At 70.5% G+C, this 25,493-nt stretch carries 21 protein-coding genes and 1 tRNA gene; 13 read left to right on the top strand and 9 right to left on the bottom strand.

Annotated features, from left to right (window positions below):
• Nucleotides 1-201: 201 nt before the first annotated feature.
• The 6 genes from HEP81_RS24920 to HEP81_RS24895 all read left to right on the top strand — a co-directional run bounded on the left by HEP81_RS24920 (nucleotide 202) and on the right by HEP81_RS24895 (nucleotide 7,279).
• On the top strand, nucleotides 202-1,248 hold the full coding sequence (locus HEP81_RS24920; RefSeq protein WP_037651596.1) for an ABC transporter substrate-binding protein: 1,047 nt from the start codon (nucleotides 202-204) through the stop codon (nucleotides 1,246-1,248).
• Nucleotides 1,249-1,281: 33 nt separating this feature from the next.
• The gene (locus HEP81_RS24915) at nucleotides 1,282-2,127 is read left to right on the top strand and encodes a siderophore-interacting protein (RefSeq protein ID WP_037651594.1); all 846 of its coding nucleotides are present in this window, start codon (nucleotides 1,282-1,284) and stop codon (nucleotides 2,125-2,127) included.
• A 146-nt stretch (nucleotides 2,128-2,273) separates the two neighbouring features.
• Nucleotides 2,274-3,716: a lysine decarboxylase DesA gene (gene desA / locus HEP81_RS24910; RefSeq protein ID WP_037651593.1), complete on the top strand. Its 1,443-nt coding sequence runs from the start codon at nucleotides 2,274-2,276 to the stop codon at nucleotides 3,714-3,716.
• On the top strand, nucleotides 3,700-4,983 hold the full coding sequence (locus HEP81_RS24905; RefSeq protein ID WP_037651591.1) for a lysine N(6)-hydroxylase/L-ornithine N(5)-oxygenase family protein: 1,284 nt from the start codon (nucleotides 3,700-3,702) through the stop codon (nucleotides 4,981-4,983). The genes desA and HEP81_RS24905 overlap by 17 nt, the downstream gene beginning before the upstream one ends.
• Nucleotides 4,980-5,513 carry a GNAT family N-acetyltransferase gene (locus HEP81_RS24900; RefSeq protein WP_037651589.1) on the top strand — a complete coding sequence of 178 codons (534 nt, stop codon included), beginning with the start codon at nucleotides 4,980-4,982 and terminating at the stop codon, nucleotides 5,511-5,513. Before HEP81_RS24905 ends, HEP81_RS24900 begins: the two co-directional genes overlap by 4 nt.
• Nucleotides 5,510-7,279, top strand: coding sequence for an IucA/IucC family protein (locus tag HEP81_RS24895; RefSeq protein ID WP_037651586.1), 1,770 nt, complete (start codon nucleotides 5,510-5,512; stop codon nucleotides 7,277-7,279). The genes HEP81_RS24900 and HEP81_RS24895 overlap by 4 nt, the downstream gene beginning before the upstream one ends.
• Before the next feature lie 64 nt (nucleotides 7,280-7,343).
• Here HEP81_RS24895 and HEP81_RS24890 read toward each other — a convergent pair whose 3' ends face one another.
• Nucleotides 7,344-8,945: a beta-N-acetylhexosaminidase gene (locus HEP81_RS24890; protein WP_037651585.1), complete on the bottom strand. Its 1,602-nt coding sequence runs from the start codon at nucleotides 8,943-8,945 to the stop codon at nucleotides 7,344-7,346.
• Between the two features lie 261 nt (nucleotides 8,946-9,206).
• Between HEP81_RS24890 and HEP81_RS24885 the strand changes: the two genes are divergently transcribed.
• Both HEP81_RS24885 and glmS read left to right on the top strand, forming a co-directional pair.
• The gene (locus HEP81_RS24885) at nucleotides 9,207-9,464 is read left to right on the top strand and encodes a hypothetical protein (protein ID WP_037651583.1); all 258 of its coding nucleotides are present in this window, start codon (nucleotides 9,207-9,209) and stop codon (nucleotides 9,462-9,464) included.
• A gap of 12 nt (nucleotides 9,465-9,476) precedes the next feature.
• Nucleotides 9,477-11,294 (top strand): glutamine--fructose-6-phosphate transaminase (isomerizing), encoded by a 1,818-nt coding sequence (glmS, locus tag HEP81_RS24880; protein WP_037651581.1) that lies wholly within the window; start codon nucleotides 9,477-9,479, stop codon nucleotides 11,292-11,294.
• A gap of 143 nt (nucleotides 11,295-11,437) precedes the next feature.
• On the opposite strand, the gene HEP81_RS24875 is transcribed toward glmS, so the two are convergent.
• From HEP81_RS24875 to HEP81_RS24860, 4 genes are all read right to left on the bottom strand, one after another.
• Nucleotides 11,438-11,510: transfer RNA gene (locus HEP81_RS24875), tRNA-His, on the bottom strand.
• A 162-nt stretch (nucleotides 11,511-11,672) separates the two neighbouring features.
• On the bottom strand, nucleotides 11,673-12,278 hold the full coding sequence (orn, locus tag HEP81_RS24870; protein WP_037651580.1) for an oligoribonuclease: 606 nt from the start codon (nucleotides 12,276-12,278) through the stop codon (nucleotides 11,673-11,675).
• Nucleotides 12,279-12,441: 163 nt separating this feature from the next.
• On the bottom strand, nucleotides 12,442-13,668 hold the full coding sequence (locus HEP81_RS24865) for a helix-turn-helix domain-containing protein (protein WP_037651578.1): 1,227 nt from the start codon (nucleotides 13,666-13,668) through the stop codon (nucleotides 12,442-12,444).
• A gap of 380 nt (nucleotides 13,669-14,048) precedes the next feature.
• Nucleotides 14,049-14,438: a hypothetical protein gene (locus HEP81_RS24860; RefSeq protein ID WP_037651577.1), complete on the bottom strand. Its 390-nt coding sequence runs from the start codon at nucleotides 14,436-14,438 to the stop codon at nucleotides 14,049-14,051.
• A gap of 354 nt (nucleotides 14,439-14,792) precedes the next feature.
• Here HEP81_RS24860 and HEP81_RS24855 point away from each other — a divergent pair, with 354 nt between their 5' ends.
• Nucleotides 14,793-15,320, top strand: a complete 528-nt coding sequence (locus HEP81_RS24855; protein ID WP_037651576.1) for a universal stress protein — start codon at nucleotides 14,793-14,795, stop codon at nucleotides 15,318-15,320.
• A gap of 136 nt (nucleotides 15,321-15,456) precedes the next feature.
• Here the strand turns inward: HEP81_RS24855 and HEP81_RS24850 are convergent, their stop codons facing one another.
• Nucleotides 15,457-16,512, bottom strand: coding sequence for a LacI family DNA-binding transcriptional regulator (locus HEP81_RS24850; RefSeq protein WP_037651575.1), 1,056 nt, complete (start codon nucleotides 16,510-16,512; stop codon nucleotides 15,457-15,459).
• A 348-nt stretch (nucleotides 16,513-16,860) separates the two neighbouring features.
• Here HEP81_RS24850 and HEP81_RS24845 point away from each other — a divergent pair, with 348 nt between their 5' ends.
• The 4 genes from HEP81_RS24845 to HEP81_RS24830 all read left to right on the top strand — a co-directional run bounded on the left by HEP81_RS24845 (nucleotide 16,861) and on the right by HEP81_RS24830 (nucleotide 21,677).
• Entirely contained in the window at nucleotides 16,861-18,186 is a 1,326-nt protein-coding gene (locus HEP81_RS24845; protein WP_037651574.1) for an ABC transporter substrate-binding protein, read from the top strand.
• The gene (locus tag HEP81_RS24840; protein ID WP_037651572.1) at nucleotides 18,183-19,205 is read left to right on the top strand and encodes a carbohydrate ABC transporter permease; all 1,023 of its coding nucleotides are present in this window, start codon (nucleotides 18,183-18,185) and stop codon (nucleotides 19,203-19,205) included. The genes HEP81_RS24845 and HEP81_RS24840 overlap by 4 nt, the downstream gene beginning before the upstream one ends.
• Nucleotides 19,202-20,095: a carbohydrate ABC transporter permease gene (locus HEP81_RS24835; RefSeq protein ID WP_172636960.1), complete on the top strand. Its 894-nt coding sequence runs from the start codon at nucleotides 19,202-19,204 to the stop codon at nucleotides 20,093-20,095. The genes HEP81_RS24840 and HEP81_RS24835 overlap by 4 nt, the downstream gene beginning before the upstream one ends.
• A 154-nt stretch (nucleotides 20,096-20,249) precedes the next feature.
• A complete protein-coding gene (locus HEP81_RS24830; RefSeq protein WP_037651569.1) occupies nucleotides 20,250-21,677 on the top strand; it encodes a GH1 family beta-glucosidase in 1,428 nt (475 codons plus the stop codon).
• A 71-nt stretch (nucleotides 21,678-21,748) separates the two neighbouring features.
• On the opposite strand, the gene HEP81_RS24825 is transcribed toward HEP81_RS24830, so the two are convergent.
• From HEP81_RS24825 to HEP81_RS24815, 3 genes are all read right to left on the bottom strand, one after another.
• Nucleotides 21,749-23,191 (bottom strand): glycoside hydrolase family 18 protein, encoded by a 1,443-nt coding sequence (locus HEP81_RS24825; protein WP_037651914.1) that lies wholly within the window; start codon nucleotides 23,189-23,191, stop codon nucleotides 21,749-21,751.
• Nucleotides 23,192-23,302: 111 nt separating this feature from the next.
• Nucleotides 23,303-24,706: a sensor histidine kinase gene (locus tag HEP81_RS24820; protein ID WP_037651568.1), complete on the bottom strand. Its 1,404-nt coding sequence runs from the start codon at nucleotides 24,704-24,706 to the stop codon at nucleotides 23,303-23,305.
• A complete protein-coding gene (locus HEP81_RS24815) occupies nucleotides 24,703-25,410 on the bottom strand; it encodes a response regulator transcription factor (protein WP_037651566.1) in 708 nt (235 codons plus the stop codon). The genes HEP81_RS24820 and HEP81_RS24815 overlap by 4 nt, the downstream gene beginning before the upstream one ends.
• Nucleotides 25,411-25,493: the final 83 nt, after the last annotated feature.

The following is a 25,493-nucleotide window of genomic DNA, read 5'->3' as shown; positions in this document are numbered from 1 at the left end:
TGGACATGCCCCTCACTCCTGTTCTACGCCACGGAACCCGGTCACCGGACCCAGCCGCCGCACCGGTCCGCGGTCGCCGCTCCGTTCCGTGGGCCGAGCGGTCCGCCGGGAGGGCCCCCTGGACAGCAGACAAGGTTAGGCTAACCTAAGTCTCGCACTTGTCCGGCGGGCGTCCCGCCCCGTTCGAAAGCGGTCCTCTCCATGTCCCATGCCCGTGCCATCCACCTCTCTCGCCGCGGCCTGCTCGCCGCGGGCGGCGCCGTAGGGCTCGGCGTCGCGCTCGCGGCCTGCGGGGACGACAAGGGCGAAGCCAAGGACGGCGGCAGCGGGTCGGCCGCGGCGAAGTCGGGTCCCTGGACGTTCAAGGACGACCGCGGAAAGACCGTGAAGCTCGACAAGGTCCCGGCGAACATCGTCGCCTTCACCGGCGTCGGCGCCGCGCTCTACGACTACGGCGTCCAGGTCAAGGGCGTCTTCGGCCCCACCACGACCACGGGCGGCAAGCCCGACGTCCAGGCCGGCGACATGGACGTCAGCAAGGTGACCGTCCTCGGCAACGCCTGGGGCCAGTTCAACGTCGAGAAGTACGCCGCCCTCGCCCCCGACGTGCTGATCACCACGATGTTCGACGGCGCCGGCACCCTCTGGTACGTCCCCGAGCAGTCCACCAAGCAGATCGCCGAACTCGCCCCCAGCGTCGGCATCTCCGTGTACGACCGGCAGATCACCCAGCCGCTCCAGCGGATGTGGGACCTCGCCGAGTCGCTCGGCGCGGACATGAAGGCCGCCAAGGTCACCGACGCGAAGAAGCGGTTCGAGGCGGCCGCCGCCCGGCTGCGCGCCGCCGCCAAGGCCAAGCCGCACCTCAAGGTGATGGCCGGCAGCGCGAGCGACCAGCTCTTCTACGTCTCGGGGACGCGTCTGTCCATAGACCTGGAGTACTTCAAGGCCCTCGGCGTGAACTTCGTGGAGCCGCCGGAGAGCGCGAAGAAGCAGGGCGGCGGCTGGTACGAGTCGCTGAGCTGGGAGAACGTCGACAAGTACCAGGCCGACATCATCATGATGGACGACCGCTCCTCGGCCATCCAGCCCGCGGACATCACCAAGCCGACCTGGAAGAAGCTGCCGGCGGTCAAGGCGGGACAGGTCATCGCCCGCTCCCCCGAGCCGATCCTGTCGTACGACAAGTGCGTCCCGCTGCTGACGAGCCTCGCCGAGGCTCTGGAGAAGGCGAAGAAGGTCAGCTAGAAGCCGCCCCCACCCCTTCCGACAGGAGCCCCCATGGCCACGGCCGCCGTCGAACCCTTCACGCTGTTCTCCCTCCAGGTCACCCGCACCAGAAGGCTCGGGCCCTCCCTGGTGCGGGTCACCTTCGACGGGGCCGGCCTGAAGGGCTTCCACTCCGACGGACGCGATCAGTCCCTCTCCCTGTTCCTGCCGCACCCCGGGCAGAAGGAGCCCGTGGTGCCGCGCGACCTGGGCGAGGCGTGGTGGCAGGAGTACCGCGAACTCCCGGAGGACGTACGGGCCGTGATGCGCTCGTACACCCTGCGGGAGCTGCGGCGCGAGCCGGACGAGATCGACATCGACTTCGCCCTGCACGGGGTCGGACCCGGCGCCGCCACCCCCGCCGGGCCCGCCTCCCGGTGGGCCGCGCGGGCCGTTCCCGGCGACCGGGTGCTGGTCCTCGGGCCGGTGCTCGCCGACAACCGGGCCATCCGGTTCCGCCCGCCCGAGGACACCGACCTCGTGGTGATGTGGGGCGACGAGACCGCCGTACCCGCCGCGACCGCGATCCTCGAATCCCTCCCGGCCGGCACCCGGGTGCGCGCCTGGCTCCAGGTGCCGCACCCCGGTGACATACAGGACGTGCGCACGGACGCCGACGCGGAGATCACCTGGCTGGTGCGCGGCGAGGGCGCCCCCGAGCCGCTCGCCGCCCTCCAGAGCGCCCAACTCCCCGACGCGGCGCACCCGTACGTCTGGATCGCCGGCGAGTCCGGGCAGGTGAAGGCGCTGCGGCGGCACTTCGTCAGGGACCGCGGGGTCGACCGGCGCCGGGTGACCTTCGTCGGGTACTGGCGGCGCGGTCTGAGCGAGGAACAGCTCCGGGCGACCGGCGAATAGTCACCCCCGCCTCACCTCCGCCCCACCCGCTTCCACCCCGTTGCCCCTCGCCCCCACCCTTCGGCACACGTATACCTCGACCCAAAGAACTTAGGTTAGGCTAACCTAAGCTTCATTCCCACGGACTTCCCCCCGGAGGACCCCCCATGCGCTCCCACCTGCTCAATGGCCTCACCGCGGAGCACTACCGCCGTTCCGTGACCGAAGGAGTGGAGCGGGTGGCGGCCAAACTCGCCGCCACCGAGCGCCCGTTCACCGGCGTCGCCGTGGACGAACTGTCCCCCCGCGTCGACGCCATCGACCTGGACCGCCCGCTCGGCGACACCGCCGCCGTCCTCGACGAGCTGGAGGACGTCTATCTGAAGGACGCGGTCTACTTCCACCACCCGCGCTACCTCGCCCACCTCAACTGCCCGGTCGTCATCCCGGCCGTGCTCGGCGAGGCCGTGCTCTCCGCGGTCAACTCCTCGCTGGACACCTGGGACCAGTCGGCCGGCGGCACGCTCATCGAGCGCAAGCTGATCGACTGGACGACCGCGCGGATCGGCCTCGGGCCCGCCGCCGACGGGGTGTTCACCTCCGGCGGCAGCCAGTCCAACCTCCAGGCGCTGCTGCTGGCCCGCGAGGAGGCCAAGAGCGAGGGCCTCGGGAAACTGCGGATCTTCGCCTCCGAGGCCGGCCACTTCAGCGTGCAGAAGTCGGCGAAACTGCTCGGGCTCGGCCCCGACGCGGTCGTCACCGTCCCCGTCGACCGCGACAAGCGGATGCAGACCGTCGCGCTGGCCCGTGAGCTGGAGCGCTGCCAGGCCGAGGGGCTGGTGCCCATGGCGGTCGTGGCCACCGCCGGGACCACCGACTTCGGCTCCATCGACCCGCTGCCCGGGATCGCCGAACTCTGCGACCGCCACGGCGCCTGGATGCATGTGGACGCGGCCTACGGCTGCGGGCTGCTCGCCTCGCGCAAGTACCGGCACCGCATCGACGGCATCGAGCGCGCCGACTCGGTCACCGTGGACTACCACAAGTCCTTCTTCCAGCCGGTGAGTTCGTCCGCGCTGCTGGTGCGCGACGCGGCCACGCTGCGGCACGCCACCTACCACGCGGAGTACCTCAACCCGCGCCGCGCGGTGCGGGAGCGCATCCCCAACCAGGTCGACAAGTCCCTCCAGACCACCCGCCGCTTCGACGCCCTCAAGCTGTGGCTGACCCTGCGCGTCATGGGCGCCGACGGCATCGGCGAACTCTTCGACGAGGTCTGCGACCTGGCCGTCCAGGGCTGGCATCTGCTCGCCGCCGACCCGCGCTACGACGTCGTGGTCGAGCCGTCCCTGTCCACCCTCGTCTTCCGCTGCATACCGGCCGCCGTCACCGACCCGGCCGAGATCGACCGCGCCAACCTCCATGCCCGCAAGGCCCTGTTCGCCTCCGGCGACGCCGTGGTCGCGGGCACCAAGGTGGGCGGCCGCCACTACCTGAAGTTCACCCTGCTCAACCCCGAGACGACGCCGTCCGACATCGCCGCCGTCCTCGATCTCATCGCCGGCCACGCCGAGCAGTACCTGGGAGAGTCCCTTGACCGCGCTTCCTGAATCCAGCCGCATCCACGACCTCGTGGGGATCGGGCTCGGCCCCTTCAACCTCGGCCTCGCCTGCCTGACCGAGCCGATCGCCGAACTGGACGCCGTCTTCCTGGAGTCGAAGCCCGACTTCGAGTGGCACGCCGGGATGTTCCTGGACGGCGCCCACCTCCAGACCCCGTTCATGTCGGACCTGGTCACTCTCGCCGACCCCACCTCGCCGTACTCCTTCCTCAACTACCTGAAGGAGAAGGGCCGGCTGTACTCCTTCTACATCCGGGAGAACTTCTATCCGCTGCGGGTTGAGTACGACGACTACTGCCGCTGGGCCGCCGGCAAGCTGAGCTGCGTCCGCTTCGGCACGACCGTCACCGAGGTGTCGTACGAGGACGACGTGTACGTCGTGCAGACCGCGGCCGGTGAGATCCTCCGCGCCCGGCATCTCGTGCTCGGCACGGGCACGGTGCCCTACCTCCCCGAGTCCTGCCGTGACCTGGGCGGGGACCTCCTGCACACCTCCCAGTACATGCACCGCAAGGAAGAGTTGCAGGGGAAGAAGTCCATCACGGTCGTCGGCAGCGGGCAGAGCGCGGCCGAGATCTACTACGAGCTGCTGTCCGAGATCGACGTCCACGGCTACCAGCTCAACTGGGTCACCCGCTCCCCGCGGTTCTTCCCGCTGGAGTACACCAAGCTGACCCTGGAGATGACCTCCCCGGACTACATCGACTACTTCCGCGCGCTGCCCGAGGAGACCCGCTACCGGCTGGAGAAGCAGCAGAAGGGGCTGTTCAAGGGCATCAACTCGGACCTCATCGACGCGATCTTCGACCTGCTCTACCAGAAGAACGTGGCGAGCGGGGACCGGCCGGTGCCCACCAGGCTGCTCACCAACTCCTCGCTGCACAGCGCGCGTTACGACGAGGGGGCGTACACCCTCGGCTTCCGCCAGGACGAGCAGGGCAAGGACTTCGAGATCCGCACCGAGGGCCTGGTGCTGGCCACCGGCTACCACTACGCGACCCCGGCCTTCCTCGCCCCGCTGCGCGAGCGGCTGCGCTTCGACGGCCACGGCCGCTTCGACGTCGCCCGCAACTACGCCATCGACGTCACCGGACGCGGTGTCTTCCTCCAGAACGCCGGCGTCCACACCCACAGCATCACCAGCCCCGACCTGGGCATGGGCCCCTACCGCAACGCGAGCATCATCCGCGAGGTGCTCGGCAGCGAGTACTACCCGGTCGAGAAGTCCATCGCCTTCCAGGAGTTCGCCGTATGACCGACCTGACCTTCTCCTTCCGGCCCGTCGACCCGGCCACGGACGCCGAGCTGCTGCACTCCTGGATCACCCACCCGAAGGCCGCCTTCTGGATGATGCAGGACGCGAAACTGGAGGACATCGAGCGGGCGTACATGGAGATAGCCGCCGACGAGCACCAGCAGGCACTGCTCGGGCTCCGGGACGGCGCCCCCGCCTTCCTCGTGGAGCGGTACGACCCCGTCCACCGGGAACTGGTCGGCCTCTACGAGCCCCGGCCGGGCGATGTCGGGATGCACTTCCTGACCCCCGCGACCGACACCCCCGAGCACGGGTTCACCAAGGCCGTCATCACCGCCGTCATGGCCCACCTCTTCGAGGACCCGGCCGTCGAGCGCGTCGTCGTGGAGCCGGATGTGCGCAACAAGGCGGTGCACGCGCTGAACGCGGCCGTCGGCTTCGTGGCCGAGCGCGAGATACAGAAGCCGGAGAAGGAAGCCCTGCTGAGCTTCTGCACCCGCGAGCAGTTCACCAAGGCGGTGTCCGCATGACCCCCGCCGAGTCCGTGGCCCATCTGTCCCCCGAGCGCTGGGCGCAGGCCAACCGGCTGCTGATCCGCAAGGCGCTCGCCGAGTTCGCGCACGAGCGCCTGATCACCCCCGAGGCGGACGGCGCGGGCTACGTCGTCCGCGGCGACGACGGGCTCACCGCCTACCGGTTCACCGCCGTGCGCCGCGCCCTGGACCACTGGGAGGTCGACGCCGGCTCGATCACCCGGCACCGCGACGGCGAGGAACTCCCGCTCGCCGCGCTGGACTTCTTCATCGAGCTGAAGGACTCCCTCGGCCTGAGCGACGCCATCCTGCCCGTCTACCTGGAGGAGATCTCCTCCACCCTCTCCGGCACCTGCTACAAGCTCACCAAGCACCAGGTCACGTCGGCCGAGCTGGCGGCGAGCGGCTTCCAGGCGATCGAGACCGGGATGACCGAGGGCCACCCCTGCTTCGTCGCGAACAACGGGCGGCTCGGCTTCGGGGTCCACGAGTACCTGTCGTACGCCCCGGAGACCGCGCACCCCGTCCGGCTGGTGTGGCTGGCCGCGCACCGCTCCCGCGCCGCCTTCACCGCGGGCACCGGCATCGAGTACGAGGGCTTCATCCGGGCGGAGCTGGGCGAGGAGACGGTCGAGCGGTTCGGGCGGACGCTGACCGCCCAGGGACTCGACCCGGCCGACTACCTCCTCATCCCCGTCCACCCCTGGCAGTGGTGGAACAAGCTGTCCGTCACCTTCGCCGCGGAAGTGGCCCGCAAGCACCTCGTGCCGCTCGGCGAGGGCGAGGACGAATACCTCGCCCAGCAGTCCATCCGGACCTTCTTCAACACCAGCGCCCCGCACAAGCACTATGTGAAGACGGCCCTGTCCGTGCTCAACATGGGCTTCATGCGCGGACTCTCGGCCGCCTACATGGAGGCCACCCCCGCCATCAACGACTGGCTCGCCCAGCTGATCGAGAACGACCCGGTGCTCAAGGGCAGCGGCCTGACGATCATCCGCGAGCGGGCCGCCGTCGGCTACCGGCATCTGGAGTACGAGCGGGCCACCGACCGCTACTCCCCCTACCGCAAGATGCTGGCCGCGCTGTGGCGGGAGAGCCCGGTGCCCTCCCTCGCGGACGGCGAGACGCTCGCCACCATGGCCTCCCTGCTCCATGTCGACCACGAGGGCGCGTCCGTCGCGGGCGTCCTGATCGAGCGGTCGGGGCTCGCGCCCGCCGAGTGGCTGCGCCGGTACCTGCGGGCGTACTACACCCCGCTGCTGCACAGCCTCTACGCCTACGACCTGGCGTTCATGCCGCACGGCGAGAACACCATCCTGGTGCTGCGGGACGGGGTCGTACAGCGGGCCGTCTACAAGGACATCGCCGAGGAGATCGTGGTGATGGACCCGGACGCCGTGCTGCCGCCGGAGGTCGCCCGGATCCGGGCCGACATCCCCGAGGACCAGAAGCTGCTGTCGATCTTCACCGATGTCTTCGACTGCTTCTTCCGCTTCCTCGCCGCGAACCTCGCCGCCGAGGGCATCCTCACCGAGGACGCGTTCTGGGGGACGGTCGCGGAGATCTCCCGCGAGTACCAGGAGGCGAACCCCGGACTCGCCGACCGGTTCGCGCGGTACGACCTGTTCGCGCCCGAGTTCGCGCTGTCCTGCCTCAACCGGCTCCAGCTGCGCGACAACCGGCAGATGGTGGACCTCGCGGACCCCTCCGGGGCGCTCCAGCTGGTGGGCACGCTGCGCAATCCGCTGGCCGGCCGCTGACGGCGGACACCGACGGACGGGCGCCCCGGAGTACGGTCCTCCGGGGCGCCCGTTCACCTTCTTCTCAGCCGCTGGGCCAGGGCACCTGCGGCGAGTGGTAGTAGCCGATGCCGAGGGCGTCCCAGCGCGGACCCTGGGCGGCCAGCCGTACCTTGTAGGTGTCCCAGTCGTGGGTGGCGGCGGGCGACCAGCCCAGCTCGGCCGCGCCGGGCAGCCGCGGGAACGCCATGTAGTCGATGTCGGCCGAGGTCTTCAGCGTCTCCGACCACAGGGGCGCCTCCACCCCCTTCACCGCCGACGCGGGCACACCCGCCAGATAGGCGCCCGGGTCCCAGTCGTACGACCGCCGCACCTCGACCAGCCCGGCCCAACTGAGCCCCAGCGGGGTGTCCTTCGTGTACTTCATGTCGAGGTAGACCCGGTCGGCCGGGGACAGGATCAGCCCGGTGCCGTTGCGGGCGGCCTGTGCGACCTGCTCCTTCTCGGCCGCACTGGTGCTGTCCAGCCCCCAGTACTGGGCCAGCGCGCCCTTCGCGGGGTGCGCGCCGGTGAGCTGATGCCAGCCGATGATCTTCTTGCCGTACTTGGCGACGATCGGCTGGACCCGGTCCATGAAGGTCACATAGTCGGCATGGCTGGTGGAGTGCGCCTCGTCGCCGCCGATGTGCAGATAGCGGCCCGGGGTGAGCGCGGCCAGCTCCCTGATGACGTCGTCCACGAAGGTGTACGTGACGTCCTTGGACACGCACAGCGAGCTGAAGCCGACCTCGGTGCCCGTGTAGCGCGGGGGCGCCACCCCGTCGCAGTTGAGCTTCGCGTAGGAGGCGAGGGCCGCGTTGGTGTGGCCGGGCATGTCGATCTCGGGCACGACCTCCACATAGCGGGCGGCCGCGTAGGAGACGAGGTGCCGGTACTCGGCCTGGGTGTAGAAGCCGCCCTTGCCGCCGCCGACCTCGCTCGCGCCGCCGTAACCCGCCAGCCGTGGCCAGGAGTTGATGGCGATGCGCCAGCCCTGGTCGTCGCTGAGGTGCAGATGCAGCTCATTGACCTTGTACAGCGCGAGTTCGTCGATGTACCGCTCCACCTGGGCGACGGTGAAGAAGTGCCGGGAGACGTCCAGCATGGCACCCCGGTAGGCGTAGCGGGGACGGTCCTCGACGGTGCCGCCGGCGATGCGCCAGTCCTGGTGCTGGACCGTCCTCTTCTCCACGGCTGCCGGGAGGAGTTGGCGCAGCGTCTGCACACCGTGGAAGAGGCCGGCCGGAGCGCTCGCGGTGAGCGTGACACCGGTGGGGCCGCTGCGCAGCCGGTAGCCCTCGGCGCCGAAGTCCCCCTTCTCCAGGTGCAGTCGGATGCCCCCGGCGCCGTGCTCGGTGAGCGGCAGCGGATAGCCGGTGGAGGGCCGCAGGATGCCGGCGAGATAGCCGCCGACGCGCCGGACCTCGGCCGAGCCGTCCACCCGGACGGCGGTGGCACGGGTGAGGCGGTACGGCGCTCCGCCCGGGGTGACGGAGGCGGGGGCCGGGACCACCTGGCTCAAGGGGGTGACGGGGCCCTCGGGCGGGGCGGGCGCGGCGCCGAGGGTGAAGGCACCGGCTGCCGCGACGAGCAGCAGCGAACCAAGGACGCGGGCGGTTCGGGGAGTCGTACGGTCGTTCCGTGTCACATGCGCTCCCTTCGAGTCTGGTCGTGACCACTCTCCCGCAGATCCGCCGAAATCCTCCCGACGGATCCGGCTGAACGATCCCGCCATGGCGGAAATCATCCGGAAGGATGGCTTCGCCGGGAACTGGACCGACTCCTGGCTCCGTCATGGCGTGACGGAGAACACAGCGGGTGGACAAGAGTTCAGTACGCCACCCACCCCCGGTGCCCGATATCGGGCAGGATTCTTGCGAAACCCGCGCCGGTACCCGAGGATCTACGGGTGCACGACGAACTCGTAGATCATCTGACGCGGTCCACGCCCCTCGGCAGGGGCGAGGCGCTGCGGGTGATCCAGGACGTGCTCGCCTATTTCGACGAGTCGACGGAGGATTTCGTCCGTCGCCGCCACCGCGAGCTCCAGACCCAGGGCCTGGTGAACGCGGAGATCTTCGAACGGATCGGGGCGGACCTCAGATATCGAGCGGTGGCACCGCCCGAGCTGACGCTCAGGCAGCTGCGCCGCATGGTCTACGGCTAGGAATACCTTTATATGTGCGGAATTGTCGGTTACATCGGGAAGCGTGACGTCGCCCCCCTCCTCCTGGAGGGCCTCCAGCGGCTGGAGTACCGCGGGTACGACTCCGCGGGCATCGTGGTCACCTCCCCGAAGGCGCCCGGCCTGAAGATGGTCAAGGCCAAGGGCCGGGTGCGCGACCTGGAGGCCAAGGTCCCGGCGCGCTTCAAGGGCACCACCGGCATCGCCCACACCCGCTGGGCCACCCACGGCGCCCCCTCCGACGTGAACGCGCACCCGCACATGTCGGCCGACAACAAGGTCGCCGTCGTCCACAACGGCATCATCGACAACGCCGCCGACCTGCGCCGCAAGCTGGAGGCGGACGGCGTCGAGTTCCTCTCCGAGACCGACACCGAGGTCCTCACCCACCTCATCGCCCGCGCCGGCGCCGACAAGCTGGAGGACAAGGTCCGCCAGGCCGTCCGGCTGATCGAGGGCACCTACGGCATCGCCGTGCTGCACGCCGACTTCCCCGACCGCATCGTGGTGGCCCGCAACGGCTCCCCGGTCGTGCTCGGCATCGGCGAGAAGGAGATGTTCGTCGCCTCGGACATCGCCGCGCTGGTCATGCACACCCGGCAGATAGTGACGCTGGACGACGGCGAGATGGCCACCCTCAAGGCCGACGACTTCCGCACCTACACCACCGAGGGCACGCGCACCACCGCCGAGCCCACCACGGTGGAGTGGGAGGCCGAGTCGTACGACATGGGCGGCCACGACACCTATATGCACAAGGAGATCTTCGAGCAGGCCGACGCGGTCGACCGTGTGCTGCGCGGCCGGATCGACGACCGCTTCTCCACCGTGCACCTCGGCGGCCTCAACCTGGACGCCCGCGAGGCCCGGCAGATCCGCCGGGTGAAGATCCTCGGCTGCGGCACCTCGTACCACGCCGGGCTCATCGGCGCCCAGATGATCGAGGAGCTGGCCCGCATCCCCGCGGACGCCGAGCCGGCCTCCGAGTTCCGCTACCGCAACGCGGTCGTGGACCCCGACACGCTGTACGTCGCGGTCTCCCAGTCCGGTGAGACGTACGACGTGCTCGCCGCCGTGCAGGAGCTCAAGCGCAAGGGCGCGCGGGTCTTCGGCGTGGTCAACGTGGTGGGTTCCGCGATCGCCCGGGAGGCGGACGCCGGGATCTACGTCCACGCGGGCCCCGAGGTCTGCGTCGTCTCGACCAAGTGCTTCACCAACACCACGGTCGCCTTCGCGCTGCTCGCGCTGCACCTGGGCCGCACCCGCGACCTCTCGGTGCGCGACGGCAAGCGGATCATCGAGGGCCTGCGCAGGCTGCCCGACCAGATCACCGAGATCCTCAAGCAGGAGGAGCAGATCAAGGAGCTGGCCGAGCTGTACGCCGACGCCCGCTCGATGCTCTTCATCGGCCGGGTCCGCGGCTACCCGGTCGCCCGCGAGGCCTCCCTCAAGCTCAAGGAGGTCTCGTACATCCACGCCGAGGCCTACCCCGCCTCCGAGCTGAAGCACGGCCCGCTGGCCCTGATCGAGCCCGCGCTGCCGACGGTCGCGATCATCCCGGACGACGATCTGCTGGAGAAGAACCGCGCCGCGCTGGAGGAGATCAAGGCGCGCGAGGGCAAGATCCTCGCCGTGGCCCACCGGGACCAGGAGAAGGCCGATCAGACGATCCTCGTCCCGAAGAACGAGGACGAGCTCGACCCGATCCTGATGGGCATCCCGCTCCAGCTCCTCGCCTACCACACGGCGAAGGCCCTGGGCCGCGACATCGACAAGCCGAGGAACCTGGCGAAGTCGGTGACGGTCGAGTAGAAGACGTGCCGAAGGCGCCCCTGCCCCTTGGTGATCCCAAGGGGCAGGGGCGCCTTCGTATCGGTCGACGCATCGACCCACACCCGCGAACGCAAAGAGGCCGGTGACCGCATTAATGCAGGTCACCGGCCTCTTATGAGGAGGGTGAGTGACGGGACTCGAACCCGCGGCATCCTGGACCACAACCAGGTGCTCTACCAGCTGAGCTACACCCACCATGACCGGCGCTTGGAAACTTGTCGTTTCCCCGACCGGCCGAGAAGAAGTCTACAGGGTCCGAGGGGGTGCTCGCGCACACGTTTTCGCGCGACCCCCCAGCGGACCCCGAACGGACCCCGAACGGCCTCCGGGTGGACCCGGGACCGCCTGCGCCGTCGGCTACTTCGCCGCCGGCAGCACGTGCTTCGCCGCGATCGCCCGCGCCGTCTCCGAGTCCGGTCCCGGCTGCGGGACGAAGACGGCCTCGCGGTAGTAGCGCAGTTCGGCGATGGACTCGCGGATGTCGGCGAGCGCCCGGTGGTTGCCGTTCTTCTCCGGGCTGTTGAAGTACGCCCTCGGGTACCAGCGGCGGGCCAGCTCCTTGACCGAGGAGACGTCCACGATCCGGTAGTGCAGCCAGTCCTCCAGCGTCGGCATGTCCCGCAGCAGGAAGCCGCGGTCGGTGCCGACCGAGTTGCCGCACAGCGGAGCCTTGCCGGGCTCCTTCACATGCTCCTTGATGTACGCCAGGACCTGCTCCTCGGCGTCCTCAAGGGTCGTACCGTTCGGGAGCTCGGCGAGCAGCCCGGACGCGGTGTGCATCTGACGCACCACCTCCGGCATCGTCTCCAGCGCCCGCTCCGGCGGGCGGATGACGATGTCCACCCCCTCGCCGAGTACGTTCAGCTCGGAGTCGGTGACGAGGGCGGCAACCTCGATGAGAGCGTCGTCGGACAGCGAGAGGCCGGTCATCTCGCAGTCGATCCACACCATGCGATCGTTCATGCGACCACCCTAAGGCGGACCTCGCCTTTTGGATGCCCCGCGGCGGCCCGGAAGTCGGTGGAGCGGCGGGGACGAGTCGGCGGAGCGGCGGGGACGAAGCAAGGGGGTACGGAGTCTGGACCCCGTACCCCCTCACCCCGGCCTTGCGGCCGCGGAACTCCGCTCAGCTTCCGGAACGCGGTCCCGGAAGCAGCGTCATCGCCCCGGCCGCGGCCGTGCGCCTGCTCTGCATCGGCACCCCGTTGTCCCGCTCGGCGTGCAGCACCGAGGGCATCGCGGCCAGCGGCCCCGGACCCGGCAGCCCCGCGGGCGGCAACGGCTGCCCTGCCGACTGGTGGAGCGCGGCCTCCGCCTCACCCTGCTTGTCGGCACCGGGCCGACGGGCCCGGTACGCGGCCCGGTACGCGGCGGGGGAGGAGCCGAGCTGGCGACGGAAGTGCCCGCGCAGCGCGACCGGCGAGCGGAACCCGCACCGGCCGGCCACCTCGTCCACCGAGTAGTCCGAGGTCTCCAGCAGTCGCTGCGCCTGGAGCACCCGCTGGGTGATCAGCCACTGCAACGGCGCGCTGCCGGTGAGCGAACGGAACCTGCGGTCGAACGTACGACGGCTCATGTACGCGCGTGCCGCCAGCGTCTCCACGTCGAACTGCTCGTGGAGGTGCTCCAGCGCCCAGGCGACGACCTCGGCGAGCGGGTCGGCGCCGATCTCCTCGGGCAAAGACCGGTCGAGGTAGCGCTCCTGACCGCCCGATCGGCGCGGCGGGACCACCAGTCGGCGGGCCAGCGCGCCGGCCGCCTCATTGCCGTGGTCCGTCCGCACGATATGCAGACAGAGATCGATTCCGGCCGCCGTACCCGCGGAGGTCAGCACGTCGCCGTCGTCGACGAACAGCTCCCGCGGATCGACGTGCACCGACGGATAGCGCTTGGCCAGCGTCGGCGCGTACATCCAGTGGGTGGTCGCCGGGCGGCCGTCGAGCAGTCCGGCGGCCGCGAGCACGAACGCGCCGGTGCACAGCCCTACGATGCGGGCGCCCTCTTCATGCGCCCGGCGCAGTGCGTCGAGCGCCTCCTCGGGCGGTGGCGCGGTGATCGAGCGCCAGGCCGGTACGACGACCGTTCCTGCGCGGGCGATCGCCTCCAGCCCATGCGGTGCGGTGAGTTCGAGACCGCCGGTGGTCCGCAGCGGACCTTCCTCGCCGCCGCAGACCAGCAGTCGGTAGCGCGGCACCCCGGCGTCCTGGCGGTCGATGCCGAACACCGACAGCGGTATGGAACTCTCGAAGATGGGGCCGCCGCTGAACAGCAGCACCGCGACGATCTCCTTGCGGCGACGCCCGGACAGTTTCCGGACAGCGGCTTCCGGCGCGGCAGTGGAGTCGTGGCTCATACTGCTAAGCCCCCCTCGGTGGTCGCGGCTCCTCGGTTGTGTCGCTCCTGCACGTTTCCCCTCGGTCCTGCACGAGTCCCCCGCCGTAAAGACAGTCAAGATCGAAATCTACTGGGTCCCGCGGACACACGGTGACCAGTTCCAAATGCGGCACATTGTCGACATGACAACTTGGCGTGAAGCATTCGATCACGAAGCGTTGCACTCGCGGGCCGTGCAGGGAAGTGCGCCTCCGGGCAGTGGCCAAACCGCGTAGGGTGCGCAGCGCCCCGTAGACCCTTTCCGTGCAGGTGGAACGGGGGTTGGGGGGTGGTGGGGACCCCACTTGGGCGATATCAAGAAGTTGGCTGAAAAGAAGCGCTTGGAGGCGCGGAAACCGGTCAGTCGACCGGTGTCCGCTCCCGGGTGTGACGTCCACCTCTTTGCACGCCGCAACGCCCGCCGCCCCGGGTGCCGTTACGGCCCTCGCCCCGGCCGCCGTCCCGCCCGGCCGCCCGCGTCCCGGCGCGCCGTGATCCACGCCCCCGGCGCCCACCCGCACCCCGGCGTGCGCCGCGCCGCGCCGCGCGCTCCGAACGTCGTAGCAGAAGCCGGCACGCGCTCGTGACGGCGGCCAGGCCCAGCGCGGTGCCCGTGGCGCCGGCGAGCGAGGTGCCGTACCAGAGCAGGACCACCGGGACGAGGACGCAGGTGAAGGCGGCCCAGCGGATCAGCTCGCCCGTGCTGTCCTGTGCGCCGGGCTCCTCATGGCGGGACCGGGGTCCGGACATCTCGTACTCCCTGTGGCGAACCGTGTCGGCCGGTGGCTCCTGGTGGCTCCCTGTGGCGGTGGCTCACCCCGTTCAACGCCCGGCCGACCGGTCGGTCACCGGGCGTGCGTCCGCGAACGCTGTGCAAAGCGCCTGTACGGGGCAGCGAGCATTGCGTAACGGGCGCGGCTCGTGCATGCTCCGGTGAACCCCTACGGATGTCGGGGTGCCGCTCACGGAGCGTGCAAGGGATCTGGGCTCGGGAGGCGTGCCGCCGTACCCTTGGGGGTATGGGGTGGGGAAGATGTTTCCCGGACACAGCTCCGCCGCACACTGTCGTTCCATCCCATAAAGGATCACAACGCCGAGACAGCCATGGCCGGTCACGAATACTCCGAACCCGCGGACCGCAAGCGACCGGTCGCCGATCCCACGGCGGCCGATCCCCAGGCGGCCGAAGAGTCACGTCATTCCTGCGACCCCGCCTTCCGGCACGGAGTCGTCGTCGGCTTCGACGGCTCCACCTCCAGTGAGCGCGCCCTCGCGTACGCGATCGGCATGGCACACCGTTCCCACTCCGGTCTGATCATCGTGCATGTCGCCAACCGGTTGCCCACCACGGTATGGGCGGGCTGCGAGCCACCGGTCTTCGTGGACGTGCCGGATCACCGTACGGAGGTGCTCGGTCTCGAACTCGCCTGCGCGGACTATCTGTCCGAGGTGCCCTGGATCCTCGTCGAGCGCGGCGGTGACATCTGCCATGAACTCGAAGAGGTGGGGCGGGAGTACGAGGCGGACGCGATCGTCGTCGGCTCCACGCACGGCATCGTGGGCCGCATCTTCGGCTCCGTAGCGGGCCGCCTCGCCCGCCGGGCACGGCGACCGGTGATCGTCATCCCCTGAGGGGTTCCCTGAGAGCGCCCTCGGCCTCGGCCGGCTCGAAGAAGTGACGGCCGACGTCGTCACCCTCCGGGGTGGATTCCGGGTATCCCCGGGTTCAAGCCTTGTACGAGGGTCGGGGCCGGCGGAAGGCAATCCCCTACGACGACGCCCGCACCACCAGTTCCGTCGGCAGCACCGCGTGGCGTCGTTCGCCCCGGCGGAGTCCCGAGGGGCGTTTGTCGGATATCTCGGTCAGCAGGAGGTCGATCATGGCGCGGCCCATGTTGTCGATGGGCTGGCGGACGCTGGTCAGGGGCGGGTCCATGTGGCGGGCGATGGCGGAGTCGTCGTAGCCGACGAGGGCGACGTCCTCCGGGATGCGCAGTCCGGACTCGCGCAGGACCTGGCGGGCGCCCGCGGCCGTGACGTCGGAGCCGGCGAAGACGGCGTCCAGGTCGGGGCGGCGGGACAGCAGGGCGGACATCGCCTTGCGGCCGCCCTCCTCGGTGAAGTCGCCGGATTCTATGAGGAGTTCGTCCACCTCATGGCCCGCCGCGCGCAGGGCGTCGCGGTAGCCGTCGACACGGCGGCGGGCGCCGTAGACGTCCAGGCGGCCGGTGATGTGGGCGACCCGGGTGCGGCCGCGTCCCAGCAGGTGCTCCACGGCCGCGCGGGCGCCGCCGTAGTTGTCCGAGTCGACCGAGGTGAGCGTCTCCTCGGCCGAGCGCGGGCCGCTGACCACGGCCGGGATCTCCAGCTGGGAGAGCAGTTCGGGGAGCGGGTCGTCGGCGTGCACCGAGACCAGGAGGACGCCGTCGACGCGGTGGGCGGCCAAGTACTCGGCGAGGCGCCGCCGTTCCCGGTCGTTGCCCGCGAAGATCAGCAGCAACTGCATCTGGGTGTCGGCCAGTTCGGCGCCGACCCCGCGCAGCATGTCGGAGAAGTACGGCTCCGCGAAGAACCGGGTCTCCGGCTCGGGGACGACGAGCGCGATGGCATCGGTGCGGTTGGCGGCCAGTGCGCGGGCCGCCGTATTGGGGACATAGCCCAGCTCGGCGACGGCCGCCTGCACCGCGGCGCGGGTCGCGTCGCTGACCCGGGGCGAGCCGTTGATCACCCGGGAGACCGTGCCCCGGCCGACCCCCGCACGCGCGGCGACCTCCTCCAGCGTGGGTCGGCCCCCGCTCCGGCCCCGCACTCCGTGGCTCGCCATGTGCTCCGCCTCCCTCGCTTCCTCCGGTCGGCCGCTTCCTCCGGTTGGCTGGAATCTAACAGTCCCACCCGGGACCCCATCGGCCCCGTATGCCCCCGGCGCCCCGAACGCCCCACCTGTGCGGGCCAGTTAACGCTCCGATAACTGAACTCAACCCCCCGCGTCAGGTCCCTTGACACCCCGCTCCGAACCGACGACTCTTCAAGCCATCACTTGTGGGAGCGCTCCCACAGTACCTGACACCTACACAACCCGCACGTTCCCCGCCCGAGCCGCAGCGCGTGACGAACGGGCCCGATTCCATGCAGTCGGCCGGGGGGTCGGCACGTCAGGCAACAGGAGGACGCAATGCGCACGAACTTCCGCCGGTCCAGGCGGATGATGGCCCTGGCGGCCGTCGCCGCGCTGACCACGAGTTTGTTGGCCGGCTGCGCCAAGGACGCCAAGGACGGCTCCTCGGACGACGCGGGCGGCGGCAACGGCAAAGGCAAGATCACGCTGACCGTCGGGACCTACGGCGTCTTCGGCTACAAGCAGGCCGGCCTCTACGACGAGTACATGAAGCTCCACCCGGACATCAACATCAAGGAGAACGTCACCACCCGCACCGACGTCTACTGGCCGAAGGTGCTCACCCGCCTCCAGGCCGGCTCCGGTACCGATGACATTCAGGCCATCGAGATCGGCAACATCACCGAGGCCGTGCAGACCCAGGCCGACAAGTTCGTCGACATGAGCAAGTACGTCGACAAGTCCCAGTGGCTGGACTGGAAGAACGCCCAGGCCACGACCAAGGACGGCAAGCTGATCGGACTCGGGACCGACATCGGCCCGATGGCGATCTGCTACCGCAAGGACCTGTTCCAGAAGGCGGGCCTGCCCACCGACCGGGACAAGCTCGCCCAGATGTGGAAGGGCGACTGGGCCAAGTACGTCGACGTCGGCAAGCAGTACATGCAGAAGGCACCCAAGGGCACCAAGTACGTCGACTCGGCGGCCTCCGTGTACAACGCGGCCCTCGGTGGCGGCGCGGACCGCTACTACGACAAGGACGGCAACGTCATCTGGGACAAGTCGCAGGGCGTGAAGAAGGCCTGGAACGTGGCGATGACCGTCGCCACCAGCAACATGTCGGCGAAGCTCAAGCAGTTCGACCCGACCTGGGACCAGGGCTACGCCAACGCCTCCTTCGCCACCGTCGCCTGCCCGGCCTGGATGGTCGGCTACATCGAACAGAAGTCCGGTGACTCCGGCAAGGGCAACTGGGACGTGGCGGCGGCGCCCACCGCGTCCAACTGGGGCGGCTCCTGGATCGGTGTGCCGAACGCGGGCAAGCACCAGAAGGAGGCCATCGCACTGGCCAAGTGGCTGACCGAGCCCGCGCAGCAGGAGAAGGTGTTCTCCAAGCAGGCGAGCTTCCCGTCGACCCCCTCGGCCTACCCGAACCTGAAGCCGGCCGCGGACACCACCGCCTACTTCTCGAACGCACCGCTCACCCAGATCTTCTCCGACTCGGCGAAGACGATCCCGACGCAGATCTTCGGCATCAAGGACCAGCCGATGACCACCGCCATCACGGACGTCGGCATCCTCCAGGTCGAGCAGAAGGGCAAGACGCCGGCCCAGGGCTGGGACGCCGCGTCCAAGGAGATCAAGGACGTGCTCGGCCAGTGACCAGCTCCAAAGAGGCTCTCGCGCACTCCGCGTCGAGCGCCGAGGCCGCGCCCGGCACCCCGCCGGGCGCGGCCCGGGGCGCTCACGGCCCCGGCGGACCTGCGGCCGACTCCTGGCGCAGCAGGCTCTACCGCTGGGACATGAAGGGGTCGCCATACGCGTTCGTCGCCCCCTTCTTCATCCTGTTCGGGGCCTTCACCCTGGTCCCGCTGCTCTACACGGCCTGGTACTCACTGCACAATGTGCAGCTTTCCTCGCTGGACCACCAGACCTGGACCGGCCTGGACAACTACAAGAACCTGTTGTCCTCGGACTTCTTCTGGAACGCGCTGAAGAACACCTTCACCATCGGTGTGATCTCGACCGTGCCGCAGCTGCTGGCCGCGCTCGGGCTCGCCCATCTGCTGAACTACCGGCTGCGCGGCTCGACCGTGTGGCGCGTGGTGATGCTGACCCCGTACGCCACCTCGGTGGCCGCGGCGACCCTGGTGTTCACGCTGCTGTACTCGTGGGACGGCGGCATGATCAACTGGCTGCTGCACTTCGTCGGGGTGGGCCCGGTCAACTGGCGTGAGTCCGACTGGGGTTCGCAGTTCGCGGTGTCGTCCATCGTGGTCTGGCGGTGGACCGGCTACAACGCGCTGATCTATCTCGCCGCCATGCAGGCGATACCCGCCGACCTGTACGAGTCGGCGGCGCTCGACGGTGCCAACCGCTGGCAGCAGTTCCGCCATGTCACCGTCCCGCAGCTGCGCCCGACGATCCTGTTCACGGTCGTGGTCTCCACCATCGGCGCGACCCAACTCTTCGGTGAGCCGCTGCTGTTCGGCGGGGTCAGCGGGTCCAAGGGCGGCTCCGAGCACCAGTACCAGACGCTCGGTCTGTACATGTACGACCAGGGCTGGATCGTCGGCAATCTCGGCAAGGCGTCCGCGATCGCCTGGTCGATGTTCCTGATCCTGCTGATCATCGCCGCGGTCAATCTGCTGCTCACCCGACGGCTGAGGAAATCCCAATGACCACCAGTGAACTGACGCTGCCGCCGAAGGCGCGGCCCACGCGCGCCCGGCGCCGGGTGCTGGGCGCCGGCAAGCAGCTGCACGCGGGCCCGGTGACGTACGTCGTCCTGGCCGTCTTCGCGCTGGTCTCGCTCGCCCCGCTGGTGTGGACGGCGATCGCGGCCTCCCGCACCGACCGGCGGCTCGCGCAGACCCCGCCCCCGCTGTGGTTCGGCGGCAATCTGTTCAGCAACCTCCAGGCGGCCTGGGACCAGGCCGGGCTCGGCACCGCGATGGTCAACTCGGTGTTCGTGGCGGGCACCATCACGGTCAGCACGGTGCTGTTCGCGACGCTGGCCGGGTTCGCCTTCGCCAAGCTCCGGTTCCGCTTCTCCGGGCTGCTGTTGCTGCTGACCATCGGCACCATGATGATCCCGCCGCAGCTGGCCGTCGTACCGCTGTATCTGTGGATGGCGGACCTCGGCTGGTCGAACCAGCTCCAGACGGTGATCCTGCCGAGCCTGGTGACCGCCTTCGGCACCTTCTTCATGCGGCAGTACCTGGTACAGGCGCTGCCCTCGGAGCTGGTGGAGGCGGCCCGGGTGGACGGGGCGAGCAGTCTGCGCATCGTCTGGCATGTGGTCTTCCCGGCCGCGCGGCCCGCGATGGCGGTGCTCGGCCTGCTGACCTTCGTGTTCGCCTGGAACGACTTCCTGTGGCCGATCATCGCCCTGAACCAGCAGAACCCGACCGTGCAGGTGGCCCTGAACTCGCTGGGCACGGGCTATGTCCCGGACCAGTCGGTGATCATGGCGGGCGCGCTCCTCGGCACCCTGCCGCTGCTGATCGCCTTCCTGCTGTTCGGCAAGCAGATCGTGGGCGGGATCATGCAGGGCGCGATCAAGGGTTGAGCCCGGCCGGCCGATCACCCCGCACGGGGCCGGGCCCTCACCGCCCGGCCCCCTCGTCCGCCCGCCCCGGCCCGCGCCGGTCCGCGCCCCGGGGCCCGCCCCGCACGGCCCGCACCCCACCTCCGGTCCCTCCAACTCTCATGGGAGCGCTTCCATGCCTGAACCCCTCACCCCCGTCACCTTCCCGACCGACTTCCTCTGGGGCTGTGCGACCTCGGCGTACCAGATCGAGGGCGCGGTACGGGAGGGCGGCCGCACCCCCTCGATCTGGGACACGTTCAGCCATACCCCGGGCAGGACGGCGGGCGGTGACCACGGTGACATCGCCGTGGACCACTACCACCGCTACCGCGAGGACGTCGCGCTCATGGCCGACCTCGGCCTGAACGCCTACCGGTTCTCCGTCTCCTGGTCCCGGGTGCAGCCGACCGGCCGGGGCCCCGCGGTCCAGGTGGGCCTGGACTTCTACCGCCGGCTCGTGGACGACCTGCTGGAGCACGACATCCAGCCCGCCGTCACCCTCTACCACTGGGACCTGCCGCAGGAGCTGGAGGACGCGGGCGGCTGGCCGGAGCGCGAGACCGCGCTGCGCTTCGCGGAGTACGCCCAGCTCGTCGGGGACGCCCTGGGCGACCGGGTGCAGCACTGGATCACCCTCAACGAGCCCTGGTGCAGCGCCTTCCTGGGCTACGGCTCCGGGGTGCACGCCCCCGGCCGCACCGATCCGGCGGCCTCGCTGCGCGCCGCGCACCACCTCAACCTGGGCCACGGCCTCGCCGTCTCGGCGCTGCGCTCGGTGATGCCCGCCCGCAACCAGATCGCGGTCAGCCTCAACTCCTCGGTGGTACGGCCGCTCTCGCAGGACCCGGCCGACCTCGCGGCGGTCCGGCGCATCGACGACCTGGCCAACGGCGTCTTCCACGGTCCGATGCTGCACGGCGCGTACCCCGCCTCGCTGCTGGCGGACACCGCCTCGGTCACCGACTGGTCGTTCGTACGGGACGGCGACCTGGCTGCGGCCAAGGCGCCGCTGGATGCGCTGGGCCTGAACTACTACACCCCCGCGCTCGTCTCGGCCGCCCCCGGCAAGGTCGCGGGCCCGCGCGCGGACGGCCACGGCGCCAGCGAGCACTCCCCCTGGCCCGGCGCCGACGACGTGCTGTTCCATCAGACGCCGGGTGAGCGTACCGAGATGGGCTGGACCATCGACCCGAGCGGCCTGCACGAGCTGATCATGCGCTACTCCCGGGAGGCCCCGGGGCTGCGGCTGTACATCACGGAGAACGGCGCGGCCTACGACGACAAGCCGGACGCCGAGGGCCGGGTGCACGACCCCGAGCGCATCGCCTATCTGCGCGCCCACCTCGCCGAGGTCGAGCGAGCCATCGCGGACGGGGCCGATGTGCGCGGCTACTACCTGTGGTCCCTGATGGACAACTTCGAGTGGGCGTACGGCTACGGCAAGCGGTTCGGCGCGGTGTACGTCGACTACGCGACCCTGGAGCGCACCCCGAAGTCGAGCGCCCACTGGTACGGCAGGGCGGCGCGGACGGGCGAGCTGCCGCCGGTCGACGCGGCGTGAGCTGACCGCGTGCGCGAGGGGCGCGGCATCCCGCTGCCGCGCCCCTGACACGTGCCCACGCCTCACCTGCCTCACTTGAAGGCAGCGAAGGCCTTCGAGAACGCCCACTTGTCCTGGGCGACGGAGCTGCACGTGGGGTCGGCGGAGGGCTTGGGGCCGCCGGGGCACTGCTGGTCGCGGGCGGCGGACCACATGGACAGACCGCCCAGGCCCTTGGTCGCGGCGAAGCCCGCCAGCTGGGTGGCGTCGGAGACCGTGAAGGTCTCGGCGGAGACGTCGTTGACCCCGATCATCGGGGTGACGGCGACGGTCTTCCAGGCGGCCGCGTCGGAGAGCCCCAGCACGCTCTTGACCTGGGCCTGGGTGGCGGTGGCGGCCTGCTCGGCGTAGCCGCCCATGTCGCCGTTGTACGAGGATCCGTAGTCCATCGCCATGATGTTGACCAGGCCGGTCCTGACGCCGTTGGCCTTGGCGTTCGACAGCAGGTTGACGCCGTCCTGGGTGAGGCCCTCGGGCATCACCGGGAGGGTGAAGGAGACGTCCAGGCCGGGGTGCTGGGCCTGGAGCTTGGCGATGGCCTGGGCACGGCGGGTGTTGGCGGCCGTGTTCGGCAGCGCGCCGCCCTCCACGTCGAAGTCGACCTTGGTCAGCTTGAACGCGTCGATCGCCTTGCCGTACGCCGCCGCCAGCGCGTCCGCGGAGGTGCAGGTGGTGGCCAGCTCGGAGCCGGAGGCACCGCCGAAGGAGACCCGGACGTCACCGCCCTTGGCACGCAGGGCGCCGATCTGCGCGGCCACGGCGTCGCTGCTCACATCGGTGACACCGCCCCACTTGGGGGTGCAGCCGCCGCCGTCGGTGATGAAGGCCAGGTTGTAGTTCTTCACCCCGGTGGCGTCGGCCGCGCCGAGGAGGTCGAAGGCCGGGTAGAGGGAGGTGTCCACGTAGGGCGCGAACCCGGCGGCCGCGGTGGTGCCGGAACCGGTGCTCGTGGTCGGCGTGGGGGTGGGGGTGGCGGTCCTGGTGGGCGTGGGGGTCGGGGTGGGAGTCCCGGTCTCGGTGGGGCGGCCGCTCGGTTCGGGGGCCGGTCCGTCGTCGGTGGAGCATGAGCTGTTGTCGATACGACAGCCCGTCGGGGCGCCGCCGCCCTCGACCACGAAGCCGACGGTCACCGACTTGCCGGGGGCGAGCCCCGCGGTGTCCCAGCTCGCCGGGCGGACCGTGACATGGCTTCCGCTGACGCTCGATACGCCGTTCCACAGCGAGGACAGCTTCGCCCCGGCCGGCAGGTCGAACTCCAGGGTCCAGGTCTTCTCCTGCTGGGTGCTGTTGTTGGTGACGACGTACTGGCCGGTGTAGCCGGTGGACCAGTCGCTGGTCCTGGTGTACGCGGCGTTCACCCCGGCGGCGTTCGCCGTGCCCGTGAGCAGGAACGCGCCGCCGCCGACCACGGCCGCGGCGACGATGCCGCCTATCGCCTTGTTCCTGCCACTGATCCTGCGCCGGTGGGTGCTCATGCGCATGCCTGCCTTCGTTCGTCACGGGGGGTGTGGTGCGGCAGCACGCTAGCGAGCCGGAATCGGGCAAACCGCTTGATGCGGACGGCCGTTGCAGTCCTTAGGGTTCGCTTAAGGAAGGGATCGGGGCCGGTTAAAGGTCGGGACCAGCCGGCGTGCCCCGCGCCGCCGCACGGCACCCCGGTGTCCCCGCCGCTGCGGCCCGCGCGCGTCCCGCTGGAAGCGGATGCGTATCTCGCTGCCGCCCAGCACCGAGGCGCCGATGCGGACGTCGCCGCCGGTGGACTCGGCGAGTCGGCGCACGATGTCGAGGCCGAGCCCGGTCGAGCCCGTGGTCCCCGAGCCCCGGCCGCGGGCCAGCGCCGCCTCGGGGTCGGGTATGCCGGGGCCCGCGTCGGAGATCAGCACGATCACCGCGTCCTCGCCCTGGTGCACGTCCACCGCGAAGGCGGTGCCCTCCGGGGTGTGCCGGAAGACATTGCCGAGCAGGGCGTCGAGGGCGGCGGCCAGCTCGGCGCGGGCCACGGGTATCCGCGCCGGGTGGTCCACCCCGGCCACCCGCCAGGTGCGGCCCTCGTCCTCGGCGAGCGCGGACCAGAACTCCATCCGCTCGCCCACCACCTCGGCCGCGTCGCAGCCGGCGCCGGGTCCGGGAGCTGCCGTCTGGGGCTTGGCCTCGCGTGCCGTGCGGATGATGGTGTCCACCTCGCGCTCCAGCTGGGCGACGGCCGCGCGGGTCTGCTCGGCGGCCGGTCCGGCGCCCAGCGAGGCAGCGTTCAGCCGCAGGACGGTCAGCGGGGTGCGCAGCCGGTGGGAGAGGTCGGCGGCCAGCTCCCGCTCGCCCGCGAGGAGCCGGACGACCTGGTCGGCCATGGAGTTGAACGCGACCGCCGCGAGCCGCAGTTCGGTCGGGCCCTCCTCCGGCACCCGGGCGCCCAGCTCGCCCTCGCCCAGCTCCCGCGCGCCCTCGACCAGCCGACGCGCGGGCCGCACCATGCGCACCCCGAGCCGGTCGGCGACGGCGACCGAGCCGACGATCAGCGCGAGGCCGACACCGGCCAGCACCGCCCAGGCGGTGCCGACGCCGTTGGTCACCTCGGACTCCGGGACGTACACCTCGACCACGGCGATCGCGCCGGAGCCGAGCGCCACGGGTTGCAGCAGGGCGAAGCCGCCGGTGACGGTGGTGGTGGAGGCCCGGCCGAGCCGTCGTACCGCCTGGATGTCATGGCCGGTGGCGCGGGAGGCGCCGATGTCGAGCGCGCCGCGGGCGCCCTCGGCGGGCAGGTGGACGGCCATCCCGGAGTCGGCGCCCGCGGCGGCCACCACCCGCTCCAGCTCGTCCCGGTCGGTGGTGATGGACAGGGCGGGCGCCACGGCGGCGGCCTCCCGCTCGGCGCCCGCGAAGGCGCGGTCGCGGGCCATCTCCCTGACCACCAGGCCGAGCGGCACCGCGAAGGCGACGACGACCATGGTGGTGACCGCCAGGCAGACCTTGACCAGGGCCCACCTCATCGCGCCGGCTCCGGGTCCGCCGGGGGTTCCAGCTTCACGCCGACGCCCCGCAGCGTGTGCAGATAGCGCGGCCGGGCCGCCGTCTCCCCCAGTTTCCGGCGCAGCCAGGACAGATGGACGTCGATGGTCTGGTCGTCGCCGTACGACTGCTGCCAGACCTCGGCGAGCAGTTCCCTGCGGGGGACGACGACGCCGGGGCGGCCGGCGAGGAAGGCGAGCAGGTCGAACTCGCGGCGGGTGAGGTCGAGCCGGGTGCCGTCCAGCTCGGCCTGGCGGCGCAGCGGGTCCACGGTCAGACCGCCGACGCGCAGCACGGTGGAGGGCGGGACCTCGCCGCCGGTGGCGCGGGCCCGGCGCAGCACCGCCGAGATCCGGGCGGAGAGATGGCCCACGGAGAACGGCTTGGTCAGATAGTCGTCCGCCCCCGCGTTCAACAGCCGCACTATCTCCGCCTCGTCGTCCCGGGCGGTGGCGATGATGACCGGCACGTCGGTGATGCCGCGCAGCATCTTCAGGGCCTCGGAGCCGTCCAGGTCCGGCAGTCCGAGGTCCAGGATGACCACGTCGAAACGGTGATGGGCGACCTCGCGCAGCGCCTCCAGTGCCGTACCGACGGAACGCACGGTGTGCGAGGCGTCGGTCAACTGCCGGATGAGCGCCGAGCGTACGAACTGGTCGTCCTCGACGACGAGCACACTTGCCATGCGCCGCACCGTACGCCATGCGCGAGAGCCCGGTGCGGGCCTGTGGACAACTCCGCGGCTGTGGACAACCGGTGCCGATCGGG

It is taken from the genome of Streptomyces griseofuscus, assembly GCF_014673495.1.
GTDB lineage: Bacteria > Actinomycetota > Actinomycetes > Streptomycetales > Streptomycetaceae > Streptomyces > Streptomyces murinus.
Note: the sequence above shows the minus strand (reverse complement) of the source record. Positions and strands in the feature narration are given on the sequence as shown.

Excerpts from the sequence above, each read along its gene's own strand:
- HEP81_RS24920 (WP_037651596.1), top strand. The coding sequence starts at position 202 with ATGTCCCATGCCCGTGCCATCCACCTCTCTCGCCGCGGCCTGCTCGCC.
- HEP81_RS24915 (WP_037651594.1), top strand. The coding sequence starts at position 1,282 with ATGGCCACGGCCGCCGTCGAACCCTTCACGCTGTTCTCCCTCCAGGTC.
- desA (WP_037651593.1), top strand. The coding sequence starts at position 2,274 with ATGCGCTCCCACCTGCTCAATGGCCTCACCGCGGAGCACTACCGCCGT.
- HEP81_RS24900 (WP_037651589.1), top strand. The coding sequence starts at position 4,980 with ATGACCGACCTGACCTTCTCCTTCCGGCCCGTCGACCCGGCCACGGAC.
- HEP81_RS24895 (WP_037651586.1), top strand. The coding sequence starts at position 5,510 with ATGACCCCCGCCGAGTCCGTGGCCCATCTGTCCCCCGAGCGCTGGGCG.
- glmS (WP_037651581.1), top strand. The coding sequence starts at position 9,477 with ATGTGCGGAATTGTCGGTTACATCGGGAAGCGTGACGTCGCCCCCCTC.
- orn (WP_037651580.1), bottom strand. The coding sequence starts at position 12,278 with ATGAACGATCGCATGGTGTGGATCGACTGCGAGATGACCGGCCTCTCG.
- HEP81_RS24865 (WP_037651578.1), bottom strand. The coding sequence starts at position 13,668 with ATGAGCCACGACTCCACTGCCGCGCCGGAAGCCGCTGTCCGGAAACTG.
- HEP81_RS24860 (WP_037651577.1), bottom strand. The coding sequence starts at position 14,438 with ATGTCCGGACCCCGGTCCCGCCATGAGGAGCCCGGCGCACAGGACAGC.
- HEP81_RS24855 (WP_037651576.1), top strand. The coding sequence starts at position 14,793 with ATGGCCGGTCACGAATACTCCGAACCCGCGGACCGCAAGCGACCGGTC.
- HEP81_RS24850 (WP_037651575.1), bottom strand. The coding sequence starts at position 16,512 with ATGGCGAGCCACGGAGTGCGGGGCCGGAGCGGGGGCCGACCCACGCTG.
- HEP81_RS24845 (WP_037651574.1), top strand. The coding sequence starts at position 16,861 with ATGCGCACGAACTTCCGCCGGTCCAGGCGGATGATGGCCCTGGCGGCC.
- HEP81_RS24835 (WP_172636960.1), top strand. The coding sequence starts at position 19,202 with ATGACCACCAGTGAACTGACGCTGCCGCCGAAGGCGCGGCCCACGCGC.
- HEP81_RS24830 (WP_037651569.1), top strand. The coding sequence starts at position 20,250 with ATGCCTGAACCCCTCACCCCCGTCACCTTCCCGACCGACTTCCTCTGG.
- HEP81_RS24825 (WP_037651914.1), bottom strand. The coding sequence starts at position 23,191 with ATGAGCACCCACCGGCGCAGGATCAGTGGCAGGAACAAGGCGATAGGC.
- HEP81_RS24820 (WP_037651568.1), bottom strand. The coding sequence starts at position 24,706 with ATGAGGTGGGCCCTGGTCAAGGTCTGCCTGGCGGTCACCACCATGGTC.
- HEP81_RS24815 (WP_037651566.1), bottom strand. The coding sequence starts at position 25,410 with ATGGCAAGTGTGCTCGTCGTCGAGGACGACCAGTTCGTACGCTCGGCG.